At 50.4% G+C, this 19,136-nt stretch carries 17 protein-coding genes; 3 read left to right on the plus strand and 14 right to left on the minus strand.

What is annotated here, in order from left to right; translation table 11 throughout:
* Positions 1–10: 10 nt before the first annotated feature.
* The 4 genes from FH871_RS28650 to FH871_RS28665 all read right to left on the minus strand — a co-directional run bounded on the left by FH871_RS28650 (position 11) and on the right by FH871_RS28665 (position 6,546).
* Complete coding sequence (locus FH871_RS28650; RefSeq protein WP_138994853.1) at positions 11–376, minus strand: response regulator; 366 nt, start codon at positions 374–376, stop codon at positions 11–13.
* 45 nt (positions 377–421) lie between these two features.
* Positions 422–4,027 (minus strand): response regulator, encoded by a 3,606-nt coding sequence (locus FH871_RS28655; RefSeq protein WP_138994854.1) that lies wholly within the window; start codon positions 4,025–4,027, stop codon positions 422–424.
* 40 nt (positions 4,028–4,067) lie between these two features.
* The gene (locus FH871_RS28660) at positions 4,068–5,639 is read right to left on the minus strand and encodes a response regulator (protein WP_138994855.1); all 1,572 of its coding nucleotides are present in this window, start codon (positions 5,637–5,639) and stop codon (positions 4,068–4,070) included.
* Positions 5,640–5,829: 190 nt separating this feature from the next.
* A complete protein-coding gene (locus FH871_RS28665) occupies positions 5,830–6,546 on the minus strand; it encodes a hypothetical protein (protein WP_138994856.1) in 717 nt (238 codons plus the stop codon).
* 219 nt (positions 6,547–6,765) lie between these two features.
* Between FH871_RS28665 and FH871_RS28670 the strand changes: the two genes are divergently transcribed.
* Complete coding sequence (locus FH871_RS28670; RefSeq protein ID WP_138994857.1) at positions 6,766–7,371, plus strand: DinB family protein; 606 nt, start codon at positions 6,766–6,768, stop codon at positions 7,369–7,371.
* A gap of 112 nt (positions 7,372–7,483) precedes the next feature.
* On the opposite strand, the gene FH871_RS28675 is transcribed toward FH871_RS28670, so the two are convergent.
* Positions 7,484–9,010 (minus strand): OmpA family protein, encoded by a 1,527-nt coding sequence (locus FH871_RS28675; protein WP_229317683.1) that lies wholly within the window; start codon positions 9,008–9,010, stop codon positions 7,484–7,486.
* A 248-nt stretch (positions 9,011–9,258) separates the two neighbouring features.
* On the opposite strand from FH871_RS28675, the gene FH871_RS28680 reads away from it, so the two are divergent.
* Positions 9,259–9,483: a hypothetical protein gene (locus FH871_RS28680; protein WP_138994859.1), complete on the plus strand. Its 225-nt coding sequence runs from the start codon at positions 9,259–9,261 to the stop codon at positions 9,481–9,483.
* On the opposite strand, the gene FH871_RS28685 is transcribed toward FH871_RS28680, so the two are convergent.
* The 9 genes from FH871_RS28685 to FH871_RS28725 form a co-directional block, all read right to left on the minus strand.
* Positions 9,480–10,034, minus strand: coding sequence for a TIGR00730 family Rossman fold protein (locus FH871_RS28685; protein ID WP_138994860.1), 555 nt, complete (start codon positions 10,032–10,034; stop codon positions 9,480–9,482). The genes FH871_RS28680 and FH871_RS28685 overlap by 4 nt on opposite strands.
* A gap of 51 nt (positions 10,035–10,085) precedes the next feature.
* A complete protein-coding gene (locus FH871_RS28690; protein WP_138994861.1) occupies positions 10,086–10,865 on the minus strand; it encodes a hypothetical protein in 780 nt (259 codons plus the stop codon).
* A gap of 123 nt (positions 10,866–10,988) precedes the next feature.
* Positions 10,989–11,324 (minus strand): phage holin family protein, encoded by a 336-nt coding sequence (locus tag FH871_RS28695; RefSeq protein WP_114407755.1) that lies wholly within the window; start codon positions 11,322–11,324, stop codon positions 10,989–10,991.
* A 97-nt stretch (positions 11,325–11,421) separates the two neighbouring features.
* Entirely contained in the window at positions 11,422–12,021 is a 600-nt protein-coding gene (gene hisIE, locus FH871_RS28700) for a bifunctional phosphoribosyl-AMP cyclohydrolase/phosphoribosyl-ATP diphosphatase HisIE (protein ID WP_138994862.1), read from the minus strand.
* A gap of 19 nt (positions 12,022–12,040) precedes the next feature.
* Positions 12,041–12,802 (minus strand): imidazole glycerol phosphate synthase subunit HisF, encoded by a 762-nt coding sequence (gene hisF / locus FH871_RS28705; RefSeq protein WP_138994863.1) that lies wholly within the window; start codon positions 12,800–12,802, stop codon positions 12,041–12,043.
* Between the two features lie 110 nt (positions 12,803–12,912).
* A complete protein-coding gene (gene hisA, locus FH871_RS28710; RefSeq protein ID WP_138994864.1) occupies positions 12,913–13,632 on the minus strand; it encodes a 1-(5-phosphoribosyl)-5-[(5-phosphoribosylamino)methylideneamino]imidazole-4-carboxamide isomerase in 720 nt (239 codons plus the stop codon).
* A gap of 69 nt (positions 13,633–13,701) precedes the next feature.
* Positions 13,702–14,301 (minus strand): imidazole glycerol phosphate synthase subunit HisH, encoded by a 600-nt coding sequence (gene hisH, locus FH871_RS28715; protein ID WP_138994865.1) that lies wholly within the window; start codon positions 14,299–14,301, stop codon positions 13,702–13,704.
* A gap of 175 nt (positions 14,302–14,476) precedes the next feature.
* Positions 14,477–15,145, minus strand: a complete 669-nt coding sequence (locus FH871_RS28720; RefSeq protein WP_138994866.1) for a hypothetical protein — start codon at positions 15,143–15,145, stop codon at positions 14,477–14,479.
* A 154-nt stretch (positions 15,146–15,299) separates the two neighbouring features.
* Positions 15,300–16,226, minus strand: coding sequence for a DUF72 domain-containing protein (locus FH871_RS28725; RefSeq protein WP_138994867.1), 927 nt, complete (start codon positions 16,224–16,226; stop codon positions 15,300–15,302).
* Between the two features lie 180 nt (positions 16,227–16,406).
* On the opposite strand from FH871_RS28725, the gene FH871_RS28730 reads away from it, so the two are divergent.
* Positions 16,407–19,085, plus strand: coding sequence for a valine--tRNA ligase (locus tag FH871_RS28730; RefSeq protein ID WP_138994868.1), 2,679 nt, complete (start codon positions 16,407–16,409; stop codon positions 19,083–19,085).
* The last annotated feature ends 51 nt before the right edge of the window (positions 19,086–19,136 follow it).

Consider the following 19,136-nt stretch of genomic DNA (forward strand, 5'->3'; position numbering starts at 1 on the left):
CCTCCAGTGATTAAACACGTGACAGCAGTTGCAACAGCCGATCGACATCCACCGGTTTCGAAATATACTCCGTCGCCCCGGCCCGCAGGCATTTTTCCCGGTCGCCGACCATAGCCTGCGCCGTCACCGCAAAAATGGGGGTTTTGGCTCTCTTTTCGATGTTTTTGATGCGTGGAATGGCTTCATAACCGTCCATTTCCGGCATCATCATATCGATCAGAATCACGTCCACCTCTTCATCGGTTTTCAGAAGGTCGAGGGCATCTTGTGCATTCGTACTCGAAATGCAATCGAAGGCTTTCGCCCGTAACGTAGCGCTCAGGGCAAAAATATTTCGTGAATCGTCGTCAATAATCAATACCCTTTTTTTACCCATGATCTCCTTTTTATTGAATTCTATTCATCCCGTGAAAAGCCCCCTTCAGGAACGTTCATAGAGCCAGACCCGCAACAAAGACATCAGTTGATCGATGTCCACCGGCTTGGTGATGTAATCGGATGCGCCCGCCTGAATGCACTTTTCGCGGTCGCCGGTCATGGCCTTGGCCGTTACGGCAATAACCGGCAGGTTCTTCCACTGGTAGTTCTCCCGGATTTTTTTAGCGGTTTCGTAACCGTCCATTTGGGGCATCATCATATCCAGCAAAACGACATCGATCGCCGGATTTTCCTGCAATTTCTGAAACGCTTCTTTCCCGTCCAGCGCCGTGATGACATTCATTTTATAGTTCTCCAGTGCCTTCGAGAGTGAGAAGATATTCCGGACGTCATCGTCGGCAATCAGTACGGTTTTGTTGGCCAGAACCTGGCTCAAAGCCCCCAGTTTTTTATAGTCGCTGTGTATCGAATCGGTTTTTTTCGTGTCTTCCACCAGATGCAGAAAAAGCGACACTTCATCCAACATGCGCTGATACGAATGGGCGGTTTTTATAATAATGGAGTCGGCGTATTTTTTGATTTTCAGTTCCTCGGCCAGCGACAAACTTTTACCGGTAAAAATGATGATCGGCAGATTTTCAAGACCCGGATTTTTCTTGGCTTCTTCCAGCGTTTCGTACGCTTTTACATCCGGAATACCCATGTCCAGAATCACGCAGTCGATTTCATCGATCTGCAGGGCGTCGACTCCTTCCGACACGTTGCTCCTTAATTCCGAATGAATGTTAAAGGTCTCCAGAAAATAGGCCAGAGCCTTGGCGTGTCGTGGATTGTCTTCAATAATCAAAACCTTTTTGCTCGTCCGGTTCAATACGTATTCAATCTTTTTAAATACTTCGTGCATTTGCTCAAACGCCACCGGTTTATCCACAAAATCGACGGCTCCTTTCAGCAAGCTTTCGTTTTTTAATTTGTGCGACGACATGATGTGCACCGGAATGTGCCGGGTTTGCGGATCGGCTTTCAGCGCATCCATTACCTGCCAGCCGCTCATGATGGGCAACTGAATATCCAGCAAAATACCGAGCGGTTTGTAGATGCCCGCCAGTTTCAGCCCTTCGTCCCCCCGAACAGCCACGATGCCTTTATAGCCTTTCCGGCGGGCGTAGTCGAGCAGCGATTTGGCAAAGTTCGTGTCGTCTTCCACAATCAGAATGGTTTTATCCCGCTCCGTAATGGCGTTGCGATCGTCGGGAATGCTTTCCGGAATCGTGGTGCTGAGGTATTTGTTCGCCGGTTCGACCTCTTTGACGGATGTCGGCTCCGGGCTGCGGGTTACATACGGAGCCGGATTTCCCGAAATCGCATCCGACGGTTTAGCTGATACCGGAATGTTTACAGTGAATTCGCTTCCCTCATTTACTTTGCTGGCAAGTACAATTTCGCCACCCAGCAGTTTCGCCAGTTCGCGGCTGATGGACAGGCCCAAACCGGTTCCGCCGTACTTTCGCTTGGTGGACCCGTCGGCTTGCTGAAAGGCTTCAAAAATTAGCTGCTGTTTTTCGGGCGGAATCCCAATCCCGGTGTCCTTCACCACAAAACTGAGCGTCGAATCCGTCGGCGTCAATCGTTTTACAGTCAGTGTAACACCACCTTTCGAGGTAAACTTGAGCGCATTGGAAATCAGGTTTTTCAGAATCTGCCCCAGCCGCATTTTATCGGTTTCAATGACCGAAGGCACGGATTTCTCGACGGTAATGGTAAAGTCCAGCCCCTTTTCTTTCGCCAACGGAGCAAAAAGCGCCTGGAGTTCGTCGGTTATTTCGGGCAGCGATACGTCCAGGTATTCGAGTTTCATCTGACCGGCTTCGATCTTGGAAAGATCCAGAATTTCGTCAATCAGGCCCAGCAAACCGTTGCCGGACGATTGAATCACTTTGGCGTAGTCGATCTGATCATCCGACAGGTTTTCCTCGTTGTTCTCGGCTAATAACCGGCTCAGGAGCAAAATCGAGTTGAGGGGTGTGCGGAGTTCGTGCGACATATTGGCCAGAAACTCCGACTTATACCGCGTCGTCAGCTCCAGTTCTTCAGCTTTCCGCTGGATTTCTTCATTCTTTTCTTCCAGCAGAAAACTCCGTTCTTCGAGTTCGGCGTTGGTTTGCTGCAATTCTTCCTGCTGCACCCGCAATTCCTCTTCCGACGCCTGGAGTTTCAACGATTGCGCTTCCAGCTCTGCGTTGACGTTTTCCAGTTCATTGTGCTGGGCCTGCAACTCCTCCGACTGGGCCTGCGTTTCTTCCAGGAAGTTCTGCAATTTCGCGTAATCCAGTGCGGCATTCACCCCAATGGCGATGGTTTCCAGATTGGCTTTCAGAAACTCGACCTCCAGCGGATCCGGTTTTTTCAACAGTCCGATCTCGATCACGCCGATACAGCGGTAGGCATACACCAGCGGAACGATGACCAGGGCGACGGGGGGCGTGTTTCCCAGCGATGAATTGACGCTGATATACTGCGGAGGCAGGTCGTGAATAACCACCGGTTTTCGGCTTTTGATCACCTCGCCGATCAGCCCTTCGCCAATCCTGACGCTAGCCGGTGCCTGCGTTGCCGCAAACGTTCCGGCCAGTTTGAAGCTGGAATCATCATCAATAATATAAACCGTGCCAATGGGCGCGTTGATGTAACTCGTCAGCGTGGCAATCAGGTTGTTCGCCAGTTTTTCCAGATCGCGCTCGCCCCGAATGGCTTCATTTAACTGAACCGTTCCGGCCTGCAGCCAGTTTCTATTTTTTAAATCCGTAAACGTCGTTTCCAGCGACTCGGCCATCGTATTGAGTGCTTTGGCAATTTGGCCCAGCTCATCGTCCTGGTTATCCTGACTCCGGGCCCCATAATTCCCCTCGGCAATGTCGGAGGTGATGTCTTCCATGACGGAAATCCGTTCGGCGGTTTCCCGGTATTTTTCTTCAGCCTTGATCTGTTGGGCAATGCGGGTATCCAGATCCCTTTTTATGCGGATATATGCACTGGCCGTAATCAGGATGGAGACCAAAGCCGCCACGACGAGTAAGTAGGGCGTATAGGTAATGTAAATTTGCTGCTGCTCCAGACGCTCGTTGAGCAGGCTGTTTTCATCCGTTTTGATCCGATTGACGAGGGCGCGAAGATCATCCATTATTTTTTTCCCCCGAATCATTTCCGTATGACGCGCAACGGTGTCACTGGCGAATCCTCTGACCCGGCGGGTCATCTCGATAATCCGACGCATCTGGTCAAATTTTGCATCGTATAAGGCTTTCACCTCCACCAGATTTTTTTGTTGCGCCGGGTTGTCAAAGGTTAAATCCGTCACGGTTTTATGACTAGCTTCGACTTTTCCGTAGGCGCCGTTATAGGGCATTAAAAACGTAGGGTCACGGGTTAGCAGGTAGCCCCGCTGACCCGTTTCTGCGTCCTTCATATACGAGATAATGTTCTCGGACTCAATCAGGATCTGGTTGGTATGGTTGACTAGTTTGGAATTGCTGATCAACTTCTGGGTGCTGTAAAATGAAGCCACCAGGCTGATCAACAGCAAGAATATGGAGATGGAAAAGACAATTTTTAATTGTCGGATGACGGAGTTGGATAGGGTTTGCGGCATAGGTATGCTCTTGAAAATCGCTTATCGTTGACGAATACTTTTATTCGTTGACCTGATGGACGGGCAGAATCAGAATAAACTGACTTCCTTCATTAACCCGGCTTCGGGCGGTAATCAGGCCATTGTGTTTATCCATATTTTTTTTGGCAATGGCCAGGCCAATACCGGTTCCCTCGTAGCTGGCCCGGTCGGTTAATCGCTGAAAAATCACGAAGATGCGATCCATAAATTTTTCATCAAACCCTATTCCATTGTCAATCACCACAATGCGGCAAAAACGACCATCAGGTGACGGTTTACTATCAATTTCTTTTTCTTCGATCAATTCCGCCCGAATGTGAATGACCGGAGCGGTTTCTTTTTTGGAAAACTTCAGCGCATTGCTGATCAGATTTTGAAAAACTTGCCGAATCCGCCCCGGAATGGTATCCAGTACCGGCAGCGGATCGACCGTAATCACAGCTTTGCTCCGGCTGATGACGTCCTCAAAATCGGCCAGGATTTCTTGCAGTAAACTGTTCAGATCCGTCGGTTGAAACAGGGCGGGCGTCGACAATTGGGAATAGGCCAGCAAATCATTGATCAATGTAGACATCCGCGCCGACGAATTAATGGAGCGGTCGAGGTAGGAAGTTGCTTCAACATTTCCGGTTAAATATTTTTCTTTAATCAGATCGTTCAGAATCTGTATTTTCCGGAGCGGTTCTTTTAAATCATGCGAAACGACCCACGTAAATTGCTGCAATTCGTGGTTGCTTCTTTCCAGTTCCAGGTTTTTAATCAGCAGTTCTTTCGTTCGCGCTTCTACTTTTTGCTCGAGCAGATCCGCGGCCAGTTTCTGCGGGTGAATATCCGTAAACGTGCCAACCCAGCGCACCGGTACACCCTGCTTTTTGATGGGTAAGATGCGCAGCAGATGGTAGCGATACTCGCCCGTTGTCAACTCTTTCAGGCGAATTTCACGCGTAAACTCAATCCCGTTTTTAAGATAATTTCCCCACTCCTCCCAAACGTCATCGTCGGCATGGGTTTGCGGAAACGTCGTTGAATCGACGGAATACTGAAACCAGTGCTCGTTGACGTATTCAATCCGGCCATCCGGTGCAATCGTGAACGCCATTTGCGGCAGCGAAGCCAGAACGGATTGCAGTTCCTGCATGCGCCCGGCAATTTCTTCCTGCGCCTGCTTTCGGACTTCGATTTCCTTCTGTAAAGACGTGTGGGTTTCTTTTAACTCCTGCTGCTGTTTATACAGCCGATGCAGGGTTTTTACTTTTAAAACCAGAATATCCGGATCAACCGGTTTGGTTAAATAATCGACACCGCCGGAGGTATAACCTTTGGTAATGAATTTTTTCTCGGTATTGACCGCCGAAAGAAAGATAATGGAGGTATCTCTCGCTTTGCTGAAACCGGCAATGGCGTTGGCCACTTCAAACCCATCCATGCCGGGCATTTGAACGTCCAGAATGATAACGGCATAGTTGGTTTTCAATACTTTTTTCAGGGCTTCCTCACCCGATTCGGCCGAATCGACCGAAAAGCTGTGCAGCTCAAGAATTTTCTTTAAAGGTAAAATATTTTCCGGCCTGTCATCAACAATCAAAATCATACACCATGCAGGTTTTCAGGCTACAAAAAGGCCGTTCGCGTGTTTCCGTTTCCCCCTAAATGGGAACGTGAAGATAGGGCGTCAAGACGGGTGCATCCAAATCTGGCAGTGGGCAGTGGATAAATAAATCGGCATTTCGATTATTTATCCACTGCCCACCGCCAGATTATACGTTCGGTTTGCCCGCCGGTCAGAGATCGTCCGTTAAAATGGTCCCATTCAGGTTCTCCACCTTCCCTTCGTCGCCGACACTCATGAATTCGGTATTGCCGCTGAAGAAGTTCAGTTTGAATAGTCCGAGCGCGATGACGCCGGTTTTACCGCTGATGTTCAGCCCCAGTTCCTTCGTTGTTTTCATACTAAAACCGGCCGATGCGCTTCCGACATTGAAAGTTTTTAACGCACTGCCTTCCGCGCCTATCGTCACTTCCGTTCCGCCTTCGACGGTCGACAGAATGAGGGGATTTTGCGCAACGAAAACCTGGAACACAACTTTGAACTTGTTCCGCCAGTCATCGGCTTTTTTGAGCTGCTTTGCAACCTGATTCACGTTTTCGATCACCGAGACCGTGATGATGGGCGCTTTAACCAGAAAAGATTTGTCCTGGTGAAATTTGTAGGTAACATTCGCTTGAAGTTCGCCCTGCGGATTCAGGTTGATGGCGGCTCCGGTGCTGGCATCGACCACGGTGGTGTTATCCGACACAAAACTCAGGGTGGCTTCCGGCCCGGTTCCCTCCGTGAAAGTGACATCGAAATCATCCTGAATATTGCCTAATTTCTGAAATACCCCGTCTGAAATCAGGCCATAATCACCGAGCTTATACGGTGTCGTAATCGGCACCCAGGCGGCATGTACATTAAGCTGCCGCTCAACAATGGATTCGAACTGTGCTGCAAGTCCCATGTCTCTTTTTGGTTAAGGATTTGATGGATAAAGGCTGGTAAGTATACGGCTTTTAAAATCGTATCCACCAATCAATCAGGAGGTTTTGACTGAACGGTTAGACCGGGGAATGCTTTCCAAAGCCGGTCTTTTTTCTGCCGAACAATGTCGCAATTTTACAATATCGCCGTTTCAACGGGCCGTAATTTTGCTCCGTCAACCAAAACATACATTCACACCATGAAACAAATGATTTCATTCCTCTTTTTCCTGGCAACGGTTTCAGCGCAGGCGCAATCCCGACTCTGGACCGCAGCCGACCAGAAGTATACGGTGGAGAACCTGAAACGAACCCGCGATGAACTGATTCGGGAAACGGAAAACCTGACCGACGCCCAATGGCATTTTCACGAAACCCCCGAACGCTGGTCGATTGCCGAGGTGGTGGAGCACCTGGCGCTCTGGGAAATTATCTGGGCGCGGGAAATCAGCATCGGAGCCCGCAGCAAACCGCAGCCCGAACTGAACCAAATCAGCCGACCCGACAGCTATTACACTAATTTCATTATGGAAGACACCCCGCACAAAGCGCCGGACATCGCCAAACCGACGGGTTTTATTCGGGGAAAAGACAACCTGACTTTTTTCAAACGGCTTCGCGATCAGGCAATTGGATATGCTGATACGACCAAAACCGACATGCGGGCTCATTTCGAATTCACGGCAGCCGGTAATTCACCCCGCAACATGCACCAGGTTTATATTTACCAGTGGGGCCACGTCGACCGCCATCTGCGGCAAATCCGGAAAGTGAAAGCGCATCCGGGGTATCCGGGTAAGTTGTAATTAAAAGTTATTTCGCGGAGTTGAGCCTAGAAAATCAGAGTTAAGCAGAGAAATTTTTAATAAAACTCTGCTTAACTCTGATGCCCTCTGCTCAACTCTGCGAAAGAGCCTCTTATTTCTTCTTGATCACAAACTCCACCCGGCGGTTGGTTTGTCGGCCCTCGTCGGTGTCGTTGCTGGCCACGGGTTTGGCTTCGCCGTAACCTTTGCTGGCGACGCGGTCGGGTTCAATGCCTTTGCCAATGAAGTACTCACGAACGGCATCTGCGCGATCCTGGGAGAGTTTCAGGTTGATTTCGTTGGAACCCGTGTTGTCGGTATGCCCACCGACTTCGATGATCATCTTCGGATTTTCGTTGAAGGTTGCTACCATCCGATCCAGTTCCGGGAACGACTCGTCGCGCAGCACAGCTTTGCCGACGTCGAAGAAAATGTTGTTGAGCCGCACGGCGCGACCCACTTCAATCGGAATCAGGGTCAACTCTTTGCCTTTTATTTCCTGAAAACCTTTCGTTTCTCTCAGATCGATGTTGCCGCCTTCAGAAATAAAATTGGGCGCAACGGCCCTCATGCTGTACTGTTTGCCGTAGGGCAACACGATTTTATACTCGCCCGTAACCGGGTCAGATGTCGCTTCCCCCGCTTCGAGTCCGTCGGGCAACGTCTGGTAAATCACCCGGGCTTCAATGGGTTTACCAGTTTTCTGGTCAATTATTTTTCCGCTCACCAGCGCCACCGGATCAGGACTGGTCGCGGGTGGGGCGGTTTTGTCGTTCGGATTGGCAGTATCGATGAGTTTGATCCGAACAATATCGCCTTTACCCAGCGTGTTTTTGAAACTCGTCATGTAGGCGTATTCGCCCGAAGCCGCCACCGAATAGTAGGCATCATATCCGTCGGTATTGATGGCCGGGCCCAGATTGACTGGTTTCGACCAATGTTTCCAGGTTTTGTCGACGCGCTTGGCTACATAAATATCATTGCTGCCCGAACCGCCGGGCCGGTCGCTGGAGAAATACAGAGTGGCTCCGTCGGCCGCCAGAAACGGCGTGGTTTCGGTGCCGTCGGTATTGATTTCGGGACCGAGGTTCATCGGTTTACTCCAGGAACCGTCTTTCTGCCGCAAACTGACGTAAACATCATCTTCCTTGCTGTTTTTCTTTTCACTAAACGCCATTACCAGCACTTTGCCATCAGCCGAAAGATACCCGCAATCGTACTGTCCTTTACTGATTTTCTCGTAGCCGGGGATGTTCAGTTTTTGCGGAGCCGACCAGCCTGTGGCGGTTCGTTTGCTGGTCGAAAAACCGCGCGTTTCATACGTGCCGTTCGTATAAGCCCCCTTGATGAGCATTGTGTTTCCGTCGGGCGTGATGCTGTATGCGCAATTATACTCATCCTTGTTGAGTGGCGGAGCCATCCGCTTGGCCGGCCCCCAGGTATTGCCCTGTCCCAGTTCGGAATACCAGATGTCCTGACTGCCTTTGTTGCCGTGCGTATTTTGGGGGTGGCTGATTCGGGCAAAAAATAACGTCCGTCCGTCGGGAGAAATGACCGGATTGACCTCATTGTATTCCGAATTGACCTGATTCCCCAGACTTTCTGCCTTTGCGGCTGGATTCTGCTGCGCAACAGCCATCGGTGTGGTGATACCCAAAAGCCCCGTCAGCGTAAGTTCCCAAAATTTCATTGACTACGGTGTAGAAGTTAATATAAGTAGAACGAAGAACCAATCTGGATTAGTTTACCGTATTTGTAAGTCAAATCAAATGCCAAATTCATTTATCGGCCTGCTTTTTGCTACGAATATTTATAAAAATGGCTTCCTAAATCCAGTTTATATTAACTATTTTTTTCACCTTTATATTCTTAGTTATATTTACCGAGATGAATCCCTTTAAAAGAAGAAAAAAGAAACATACGCCATTTCCTACGGTGTCGTCCCCGCGCGAACTATTGCGGTTACTGATCAATGTGGTGTTGTGTGTAACGGGCCTGGTGTTTGGCTTTATTTACTTAATTAAGGGGCTGGTAATAGGCTGGTTACTCATTGCAGCTTTCACTTTTTTCCTGCTGGTTCAATTCTCCGGGCCGACCGACTACGATATTTAAATCGCCTGTTCCCAGAATTCTTCAATTTTTGCCAGCAACTCGTCGATTGATTCCGATACGATAAGTAATTCCCGATTTTCGGCTTTCAGGAAACCATCACTTACCATGCGGTCCATTTGTTGAAGGAGCAGATCGTAAAAACCGTTGACATTCAGAATCCCAATGGGGCCTTCGTAAAGCCGGAGCTGGCGCCAGGCCAGAATTTCGAAGAGTTCGTCGAACGTGCCATACCCGCCAGGCAGCGCAATCACCCCTTTGGCAAATTGCACCATTTTGAACTTCCGCTCATGCATTGTTTCAACGAAGTGTAATTCGGTCAAGGTCTCGTGAGCGACTTCCAGCGCGGCCAGAAAGTTGGGAATAACGCCCGTCACCTGCCCGCCATTCGTCATCACGGCATCGGCAACCGCGCCCATCAGGCCCATGTTGCCGCCACCGTAAATGAGCCGGATTTCGCGTTCCGCAAATTTCTCGCCCAATTCCCGGGCGACTTCTTTATAGACAGGATTCGATCCGGGGTTCGACCCGCAGTAGACGACGATGCTTTTCATTCCACAAAAATACGATTGTGAAACGGGATTTCGCGTTACTTTTTCGGGCAACTATTTGGTCAGGGTGTTGCTGAGCGCCCGCCAGTCGATTTTCTTCACAATTTCGCTGGCCACGTCGAGGGGCGCCTTGATCGTTACGATCATATTTTCGATCAGCGTACCGCCTTTTTTGTAGGAATAGTGGTAGAGCTTGTCTCCGCGCGGGTTTTTCTGAAGGTTATTTTTCCAGTTGCCGAGCAACACCACGGTTTCGGGCCGGGCGGCAATGCCCGCATCATTGGGTTTCAGGATGATCTGGAGGGCCAATGGAGCGCCGTCGACGGGAATGGTTTTGTAGGAAGCCGCAAATCGGTTGCTGATGGGCTCTTCGACCCGGTAATTCCCGGCATTCATTTCAACGTTGATATCCACCGTCGATTGGGCCAGATCGGTGGTCCGGTTCGGGTCCGATTCTTTGTAAATGGAATCCGTGCTCATCACAAAGGAACGCTGTTGCTGCGTAATCGTGTCGCCGATGGCTTTGGCGCTGTCGGCCCGGGCTTTTTGCTGGTCGGCGGCCGATGCCTTCAGGAAAGATAGGTCGTAGCGATCCCCGCAGATGCGGAAAATCTTGCCGTATTCGTCGCTCAATTCCAGTTTGCCGAGCGAATGCCGTTCGTCGAACACCTGCCAGTTGCCCGCTGGCGGATTTTTACGGAACTGGTTCTGCAATTCTTTCACCACCTTTTCGTAGGCGGCAGTTTGCTGGGGCGTGGCCGGATCGCACTGCGCCCGGGTCTGATGGATACTAATAACCTGTATTACAAGGAGTATTGAGAGTAGTTTTTTCATGGGGGTGCAAATCTAATGATTCATCCTAACAACTGGTCTGGTTCAGAAAAGTTATGAGTTGTCGGTCTCACAACAAAAAAGTCAGACCCGAAAGCCTGACTTTTTCAGCACAGAAATGATGGATTAGCTGACAATCGAATCGATCAGCCAGGTTACGACGGATACCAGAATACTGAACAGCAACGCAGCGATGAATCCACTGACCTGAAAACCGCCCACCAGATAATCTGTCAGGTATACCATCAACACGTTGATGACCAGATAAAACAGCCCCAGCGTGATGATCGTGATGGGAATGGTCAGAAAAACCAGAATGGGCTTCAAAAAGGCATTGAGCAAACCCAGTACAATGGCGACAATCAAAGCCGTGCCGAAACCGTCGACACCGACCCCAGGAATGACATAACTGGCCACAATTACAGCGACGGCGCTGATCAGAATACGTATGATAAGACCCATAGTGCGTTTAAAGATTAAAGTTTGACGTCTAAAGTTGTATGAAAAAATAAGCAACTCCAATCTTCAAACCGTAAACTTTTAACCATTGTTTGCCAAATTATTGGGTATGTCGCTGCTGTAATACCGCAATTACCTCGTCCAGGTCAATATTTTTCTGTTCGAGCAGGATTAAATAGTGATACAGCAGGTCGGCGGCTTCGCCTTTGAACAGGTCGACGTTATCATCTTTGGCTTCGATCACCAGCTCCACGGCCTCCTCGCCCACTTTCTGGGCAATTTTATTAACGCCTTTCTTGAAGAGCGATGCCGTGTATGATTTTTCCGTCGGATTTTGCTTCCGATGCCGGATAATTCCCTGTAAATAATTGAGAAACAATCCTTTTCCCTGATTCACTTCATCAAAACACGTATCGGCACCGGTGTGGCAGGTGGGTCCGGCGGGATGCACTTTGATGAGCAGCGTATCTCCGTCACAATCGACCAGCATCTCTTTGACGTGCAGGAAGTTACTGGACGTTTCGCCTTTGGTCCACAGGCGTTGCTTGCTGCGGCTAAAAAACGTCACGATATTTTCCTGTACGGTTTTTTCGTAGGCTTCCGCGTTCATGTAGCCCAGCATCAGTACTTTCCCGGTTTCGGCGTCCTGAATGACGGCGGGAATCAGGCCGTCGGTATTTTTTGAAAAGTCAATGTTCATAATTTTAGTAATTCTAACCTTAAGCTGTCGTTCGCATCGGAATTCCCTGCTGGCTCAAAAACCGTTTCAAAGCCGGTATTTCGATTTCTTTGAAGTGAAAAATACTGGCGGCCAAGCCCGCATCGGCTTTGCCGGTTGTGAACACATCCACAAAATGCGCCATCGATCCGGCTCCACCCGACGCAATGACGGGAATGTTGGCCGCGCCCGAAATCCGGGCCGTCAGCTCAATGGCAAAACCGGCTTTGGTTCCGTCAGTGTCCATCGACGTCAGCAGGATTTCGCCCGCACCCCGGTTTTCGATTTCCTTCGCCCAGGCCAGGGTTCGCAGTTCTGTCGGCCGGCGACCACCGTGCGTATGCACAATGTGCTCCCCATCCACAAACCGGGTGTCAATGGCGACCACAATACACTGACTGCCAAACTCCTGCGCCAGTTCATCGACCAGATCCGGATTCCGAACCGCCGACGAGTTGATCGAAATTTTGTCGGCTCCGGCGTTGAGCAGGGCCGAAACGTCGGCAATGGATGAAATACCGCCCCCGACCGTAAACGGAATGTTGACGGTATGCGCCACCTTCCGAACCAGCTCGATCAGTGTTTTCCGTTCATCGACCGTGGCCGTAATATCCAGAAAAACCAGTTCGTCGGCCCCTTCACGGGCGTAGATCGCGCCCAGTTCCACCGGGTCGCCCGCGTCGCGCAGGTTGACGAAATTGGTTCCTTTCACCGTCCGCCCGTCTTTGATGTCGAGGCAGGGAATGATGCGTTTTGTGAGCATAATTGAGGGACTTGTTTCGCGGAGTTGAGCAGAGAAGAACAGAGTTAAGCGAAGTCTATTATAAATTTCTCTGCTTAACTCTTTTTACTCCGCTCAACTCCGCGAAACAACTATTTTAAAAACATCGATAACTCCTTCAACGTAACCCGGCCTTCGTAGATCGCTTTGCCAACAATGACGCCGAACAGGTTCATGTCGGCCAGTACTTCCAGATCCGACATGCCACTGACGCCCCCGCTGGCAATGATGTTCAAATCGGGAAAACGGTCCTGCAAATTCCGGTACAGGTCGAACGAGGGGCCTTCCAGCAAACCATCTTTGGCCACGTCGGTGCTAATGATGTATTTGACGCCTTTTTCCACATACTTTTCCACAAAATCATACACCCAGACCTGCGTATCCTCTTCCCAGCCGCTGACGGCAATTTTCTCGTTCTTCGCATCCGCGCCCAGAATAATTGTTTCCGGACCAAACTGCGACAGCCATTTTTCGAAAACGTCCGGTTTTTTGACGGCAATGCTTCCGCCTGTCACCTGTTTGGCACCACATTCAAAAACCATCCGCAAATCCTCGTCGGATTGCACGCCACCGCCGAAGTCGATGTGCAGGCGGGTTTTGGCGGCAATCAATTCCAGCACTTTCCAGTTGACGACGCGTTTTTCCTTCGCACCGTCGAGATCGACCAGATGCAAACGGGTTAAACCGGCGTCTTCAAACTGCTGCGCCACTTCGAGTGGCCGGGCATTGTATTCTTTTTTCTGGTTGTAATCGCCCTGCGTCAGCCGGACGGCTTTGCCTTCAATCAGGTCGATGGCGGGTATAATGTGCATAATAGACAAGAGAGTTGAGACAAGAGAGGATAGACAAAAATGATGAGAATAAAGTCTCTATTCTCTTGTCTAACTTCTCTGGTCTACATCCAAAAAATTCTCCAAAATTCGCTGACCGACGTTTCCGCTGATTTCGGCGTGAAACTGGGCAGCATAAAAATTATCCCGGTGCAACATGGCGCTGAACGGACTGACATAGTCGCAGACCGCGATGGTTTCCGGGCAAACGTCGGCGCAGTAGCTGTGGACAAAATAGACATACGGATTTTCAGCTAATCCTTCGGTTAGCGGCCCCTGCATCGTGGTCAGGTTGTTCCAGCCCGTGTGCGGCACTTTGAAACCGGGTGTGGCCGGAAACCGCCGGACATCGACATCAAAAACGCCCATGCAGGTCGTGTTACCCTCTTCGGAATACCGGCAGAGCAGTTGCATCCCCACGCAGGTTCCCAAAACCGGTTGCTTCAGCGACGGAATGACTTTGTCCAGCCCCCGCTGCCGTAAGTAGGCCATGGCCGTACTGGCTTCGCCTACGCCGGGAAAGATCACCTTGTCGGCCGAGCGAATTTCGGCTTCGTCGTCGGTCAGCAGGTAACTGGCGCCGATGCGCTCCAGGGCGTACATGACCGACTGCACGTTGCCTGCGTTGTATTTGATAATGACGGTTTTCATAACAAAAAACCCGGCTCGTGGCAGAACCGGGTTTGGTATCGGGAATTCGTTGTTTCTTGTTCAACCCCAAAAACGCATCCGTTCTGCCGTGCTAACAGACAGAATGATGATGGTTGCGAAAGGCTTTTGCGGGATTCATGGGACAAATGTAAACCGGCTGATGCTAAATTCAAAATTACTTGCAGGCTGCCAAAATCTCACCAGCCAGTTTCTTCGCCAATTCTTGATTGGCTTTTACATCCGTACCAACGGAAGAAATCACCTTGAATGTTGTCCGATCCTTCAGCACGACCAGTTGGCTACCCGCTATATCCCAGGCTGCGGCATCCCCCACGCCGGTTATGGTTTCGTAACCTTGCGTATTCAGTACGGTATTCCCAACGGCGTTGCCTGTGGCCTGATCGGCGGTAGAAATCCCCTTCTCCTTGAGTTTTTTATCAATCAACGCTGCGGCCTGTTGTTTTTCGGCTTCCGTGGCGGTGCGATAAAAGTTTTTGAAATACTTGACCGGCTCCGGATAACGCTTGCTATCCACTTCGTTGATCCAGCACAAACCGATTCTGTTATGATCCGGAACGTCCATTTCTCGCCCCGCAACGGTCATTTTACGGGTTCGGCCACTTTTCCAGACATACTCGTAGGTATCTCGTTTGGCATATTTGGGATCGGATTTGCGATACTTCAATTCCGCTTTCGACAGATCACCCTTATAATACTTTTGAATTGCTGCGAGCGGCAGTAACTGATCCATTTTAGTCTGATACCCCAGAATACAATCCTGAGCATAACTACGGAATCCACCGATAAAACCGGTCAAAATAATAACAAGGAGTGCTTTTTTCACGCTTTACCGTGTTCGGATTGGTTTAGGAGTTGATACGCTGATCCGAATTGTAAATATGTCAATTTAGGTCTAATTAACCTCCCGATTTTTCCTTTTTACTTCTCACCCGAACCTGTTTTTTGCCGACTGGGGCCATTCATGATCAATCCACTGGCTAAAACAAACTTCCCTGCACAACCTCCGGCCGAATGGTTGGTTCCTGTAAATTCAGTCCGCAAACCGCATTGAGTTTCCGAATCCAGTAGCGAATCAGTTCGGGCGCAGTGTCGTTGTCGCCCCCGCCGTGGATGAAAAGGTAGGCTGTTTGCAAGCCATTTTGAAACCAGGTTTTCAATCGCTCCACCCAGGCGTCGGCGCGTTCGTAATCGGTCGGATGGCCTTCGTTAGCCACAAACCGCAACACCAGCCTCGGGCTGGTCAGGCTCATGTGCATGACATCACGCCGACCGGCTACGTCCGTGATCACCAGATCGCGGTGGAGCACGTGCAGCCGTTCGAGTGTCCGCTGCCAGATCGCCGGTTTGGCAAACCAGTCGGGATGCCGGAACTCGACGGCGACTTCCAGATCGTCGGGCAGGTTTTTCAGGTAGGTTTCCAGAACCGGCCATTTTTCCGGCCCGAAGGTGGGCGGCAGTTGCAGAAACGTCGTTCCCAGAAATTCCTCCAGACTCAAAACCGCATTGACAAACTCTTCGGTCAGCGATTCAGCCGCCACCAGGGCGCGGTCGTGGCTGATGGCCTGCGGAAATTTCGGGCAATACACAAACCGGGGCCGAATCGGCGAGCCAGCGGCTTCTGTTTTCCACTTTTCAATCATGCCCGGCGTCGGACTGTGGTAATGGGTGCTGTTCAGCTCGATGGTGTTAAACTGCCGGGTATAATGGTACAGAAAATCCCGTTCTTTGGTTTGCGAGGGGTAAATCCGGCCCACGTAGTTTTTATTGGCCCAGATCGGTCCGCCGATGTACACTTCCGGAACCGCCGTCGGCTCGACCTTGTCCCAAATCGTCTGGTTGAACGGCGAATCGGGCGGCAACGTGAAGTCGACCCGGTCGACGGAAGGCAGTTTTCCAAAGTCCATGCGTGTAAAGAGATGGTCGTTTGAACGTAAAACTAGCAAACTCGGTATTTCGTTTTCGCGCCCGTTCTGAATTGACTAATTTTGGGGAGAAAAAGACAAGAGAGCGGAGACAAGAGAGTAAAGAGTTATCCAAAGTGGAAAGTCTTTACTCTCTTGTCTAGCCTCTCACATCTCATTGACATGATTTCGAAGACGTATAATCCCACAGACATCGAGGCCAAGTGGTATCAGTATTGGCTGGAAAACCGCTTTTTTCATTCCACGCCCGACGACCGCGAACCGTATACCATCGTCATTCCGCCCCCGAACGTAACGGGTGTGCTGCACATGGGTCACATGCTGAACAATACGATTCAGGATGTGCTGGTACGGAAAGCCCGGATGGAAGGCAAAAATGCCTGCTGGGTTGCCGGTACGGACCATGCGTCGATTGCGACCGAAGCCAAAGTTGTGGCCATGCTGAAGGAACGCGGGATTGACAAGTTGTCGATTGGCCGGGAGAAATTTCTGGAATATGCCTGGGAGTGGACCTATAAATATGGCGGCATCATCCTGACGCAGCTCCGTAAGCTCGGTGCTTCCTGCGACTGGGACCGGACGCGGTTTACGATGGAACCGGCGCTCTACGACGCCGTGATCGAAACCTTCGTCGATTTATACAACAAAGGACAGATTTACCGCGGCATCCGGATGGTGAACTGGGACCCGCAGGGCCGGACGGCGGTTTCGGATGAGGAAGTCATTACCAAAGAAGTGCAGCAGAAACTGTGCTATATCCGGTATGAAATTCAGGGTGGCCATTCAGACGGTGCCGGGTCGACGCTCGAAAAAGACTATGTAACCATCGCGACGGTTCGCCCGGAAACCATCATGGCCGATGTGGCGATTGCGGTTCATCCGGACGACGAGCGCTATGCCCACCTGCACGGTAAAAAAGTCCTGATTCCGTTGATTAACCGCGCCATTCCCATCATCACGGATGAGTACGTAACGATGGATTTTGGTACGGGCTGTCTGAAAGTGACGCCCGCCCACGATCCAAATGACTACGCGCTGGGCGTAAAACACAACCTGCCGGTTATCGACATTCTAAACGACGACGGTACGTTGAACGAAAAAGCGCAGATTTTCGTCGGTGTAGACCGCTTTGCTGCCCGGAAAGCCATTATCAAAGAACTGGACGAAAAAGGCTATCTGGTCGTTGCGGAGGATTACAAATCGAACGTCGGATTCTCGGAACGGACCAACGCGGTCATCGAGCCGAAACTATCGTTGCAGTGGTTTCTGAAAATGGGCGACTTGTCGAAACCGGCATTGGAAAATGTCATGAACGACACGATTCAACTGCATCCGGCCAAGTTCAAAAACATGTACCGTTCCTGGATGGAGAACGTCCACGACTGGTGCATCAGCCGCCAGTTGTGGTGGGGCCACCAGATTCCGGCGTTTTACATGAAAGACGGGCGGATTATCGTGGCGAAAACCAAACAGGAAGCCCTGCGGATTGCCCGCGAAAAATACCAGTTGTTTGCGTTGAGTGAAACGGATCTGACGCAGGATGAGGATGTGCTGGACACCTGGTTTTCGTCGTGGCTCTGGCCCATGGCGGTTTTTAAACCTTCGTACGACCCCAATGACCCGAAAGCCGCACCGGGCGACCTTGATTACTATTACCCGACCAACGATCTGGTGACAGCCCCCGAAATCCTGTTTTTCTGGGTGGCCCGGATGATCATTGCCGGCTACGAATACCAGGGCCGTGAACCGTTCAAAAATGTGTATCTGACGGGCATTGTCCGGGATAAGCAGGGCCGAAAAATGTCGAAATCGCTCGGCAATTCGCCCGATCCGCTGGATCTGATCGAGAAATTTGGGGCAGACGGCGTCCGGACGGGCATGTTGTTCAGCTCACCGGCGGGCAACGATTTGCTGTATGACGAGAAACTGGTGGAGCAGGGCCGGAATTTCTGCAACAAAATCTGGAATGCCTTTCGGTTGGTCAAGGGATGGAAAGTGAGCGACGATACGAGCGTTGTTGAGCCGCCTTTAGCGGTTTTGTGGTTCGAATCGAAACTGAACCAGACACTGATCGACCTGGAAGACCATTTCAGCAAATACCGCATGTCGGATGCCTTGCACACGGTTTACAAGCTGATCTGGGATGATTTCTGCTCACAGTACCTCGAAATGATCAAACCAGGGTATGAACAGCAGGATCAGGTTCGGCCCATCGATAAAGTGACGTATGACGCGACCATCGACTTTTTCGAACGGCTGATGAAGCTGGCGCATCCGTTTATGCCGTTCATTACGGAAGAAATCTGGCAGGAAATCAGCGAACGGCAGCCCGGTGAAAGCATTTGCGTATCGAAATATCCAACCGCCGGAACCGTCGACAAATCGCTGCTCGCCGACTTTGACATGCTGTTCGAGATCATCTCCACCGTTCGGAATGTGCGCAACAGCAAGCAGATCAATCCGAAAACCGAGTTGCCCGTAGCCATCAAAACGGACGATAAAAACCGCTTTACGCCTTTGGAAGGTTTGATTCGAAAGCTGGCGGTGGTTTCTGATATTAACTACGTGACTGAAAAAGCCGACGGCCTTTCGTTCATGATCCGAAGCGTCGAGTTTTTTGTCAACATCGCGGGCGAAATCGACGTGGAGCAGGAACGGGCGAATATTGAAAAGGAGTTGGCCTATACCAAAGGATTTCTGGAGTCGGTTCTGAAAAAGCTCTCGAACGAGAAATTTGTCGCCAATGCCAAACCGGATGTCATCGACCGCGAGCGGCAAAAACTGGCCGATGCCGAAGCGAAAATTAAAACGCTGGAGGAAAATCTAGCGGCATTGGGATAAAAGAATATTAACTGTTAAATGATGAATGTCGAATGTAAAAGTTAAGAAGCT

Origin of the sequence: Larkinella sp. C7, assembly GCF_006149005.1 — a bacterium.
GTDB lineage: Bacteria > Bacteroidota > Bacteroidia > Cytophagales > Spirosomataceae > Larkinella.

Bases quoted from the DNA above. Each gene is read 5' to 3' on its own strand.
- FH871_RS28650 (WP_138994853.1), bottom strand. From the start codon at position 376: ATGGGTAAAAAAAGGGTATTGATTATTGACGACGATTCACGAAATATT.
- FH871_RS28655 (WP_138994854.1), bottom strand. From the start codon at position 4,027: ATGCCGCAAACCCTATCCAACTCCGTCATCCGACAATTAAAAATTGTC.
- FH871_RS28660 (WP_138994855.1), bottom strand. From the start codon at position 5,639: ATGATTTTGATTGTTGATGACAGGCCGGAAAATATTTTACCTTTAAAG.
- FH871_RS28665 (WP_138994856.1), bottom strand. From the start codon at position 6,546: ATGGGACTTGCAGCACAGTTCGAATCCATTGTTGAGCGGCAGCTTAAT.
- FH871_RS28670 (WP_138994857.1), top strand. From the start codon at position 6,766: ATGAAACAAATGATTTCATTCCTCTTTTTCCTGGCAACGGTTTCAGCG.
- FH871_RS28675 (WP_229317683.1), bottom strand. From the start codon at position 9,010: ATGGCTGTTGCGCAGCAGAATCCAGCCGCAAAGGCAGAAAGTCTGGGG.
- FH871_RS28680 (WP_138994859.1), top strand. From the start codon at position 9,259: ATGAATCCCTTTAAAAGAAGAAAAAAGAAACATACGCCATTTCCTACG.
- FH871_RS28685 (WP_138994860.1), bottom strand. From the start codon at position 10,034: ATGAAAAGCATCGTCGTCTACTGCGGGTCGAACCCCGGATCGAATCCT.
- FH871_RS28690 (WP_138994861.1), bottom strand. From the start codon at position 10,865: ATGAAAAAACTACTCTCAATACTCCTTGTAATACAGGTTATTAGTATC.
- FH871_RS28695 (WP_114407755.1), bottom strand. From the start codon at position 11,324: ATGGGTCTTATCATACGTATTCTGATCAGCGCCGTCGCTGTAATTGTG.
- hisIE (WP_138994862.1), bottom strand. From the start codon at position 12,021: ATGAACATTGACTTTTCAAAAAATACCGACGGCCTGATTCCCGCCGTC.
- hisF (WP_138994863.1), bottom strand. From the start codon at position 12,802: ATGCTCACAAAACGCATCATTCCCTGCCTCGACATCAAAGACGGGCGG.
- hisA (WP_138994864.1), bottom strand. From the start codon at position 13,632: ATGCACATTATACCCGCCATCGACCTGATTGAAGGCAAAGCCGTCCGG.
- hisH (WP_138994865.1), bottom strand. From the start codon at position 14,301: ATGAAAACCGTCATTATCAAATACAACGCAGGCAACGTGCAGTCGGTC.
- FH871_RS28725 (WP_138994867.1), bottom strand. From the start codon at position 16,226: ATGGACTTTGGAAAACTGCCTTCCGTCGACCGGGTCGACTTCACGTTG.
- FH871_RS28730 (WP_138994868.1), top strand. From the start codon at position 16,407: ATGATTTCGAAGACGTATAATCCCACAGACATCGAGGCCAAGTGGTAT.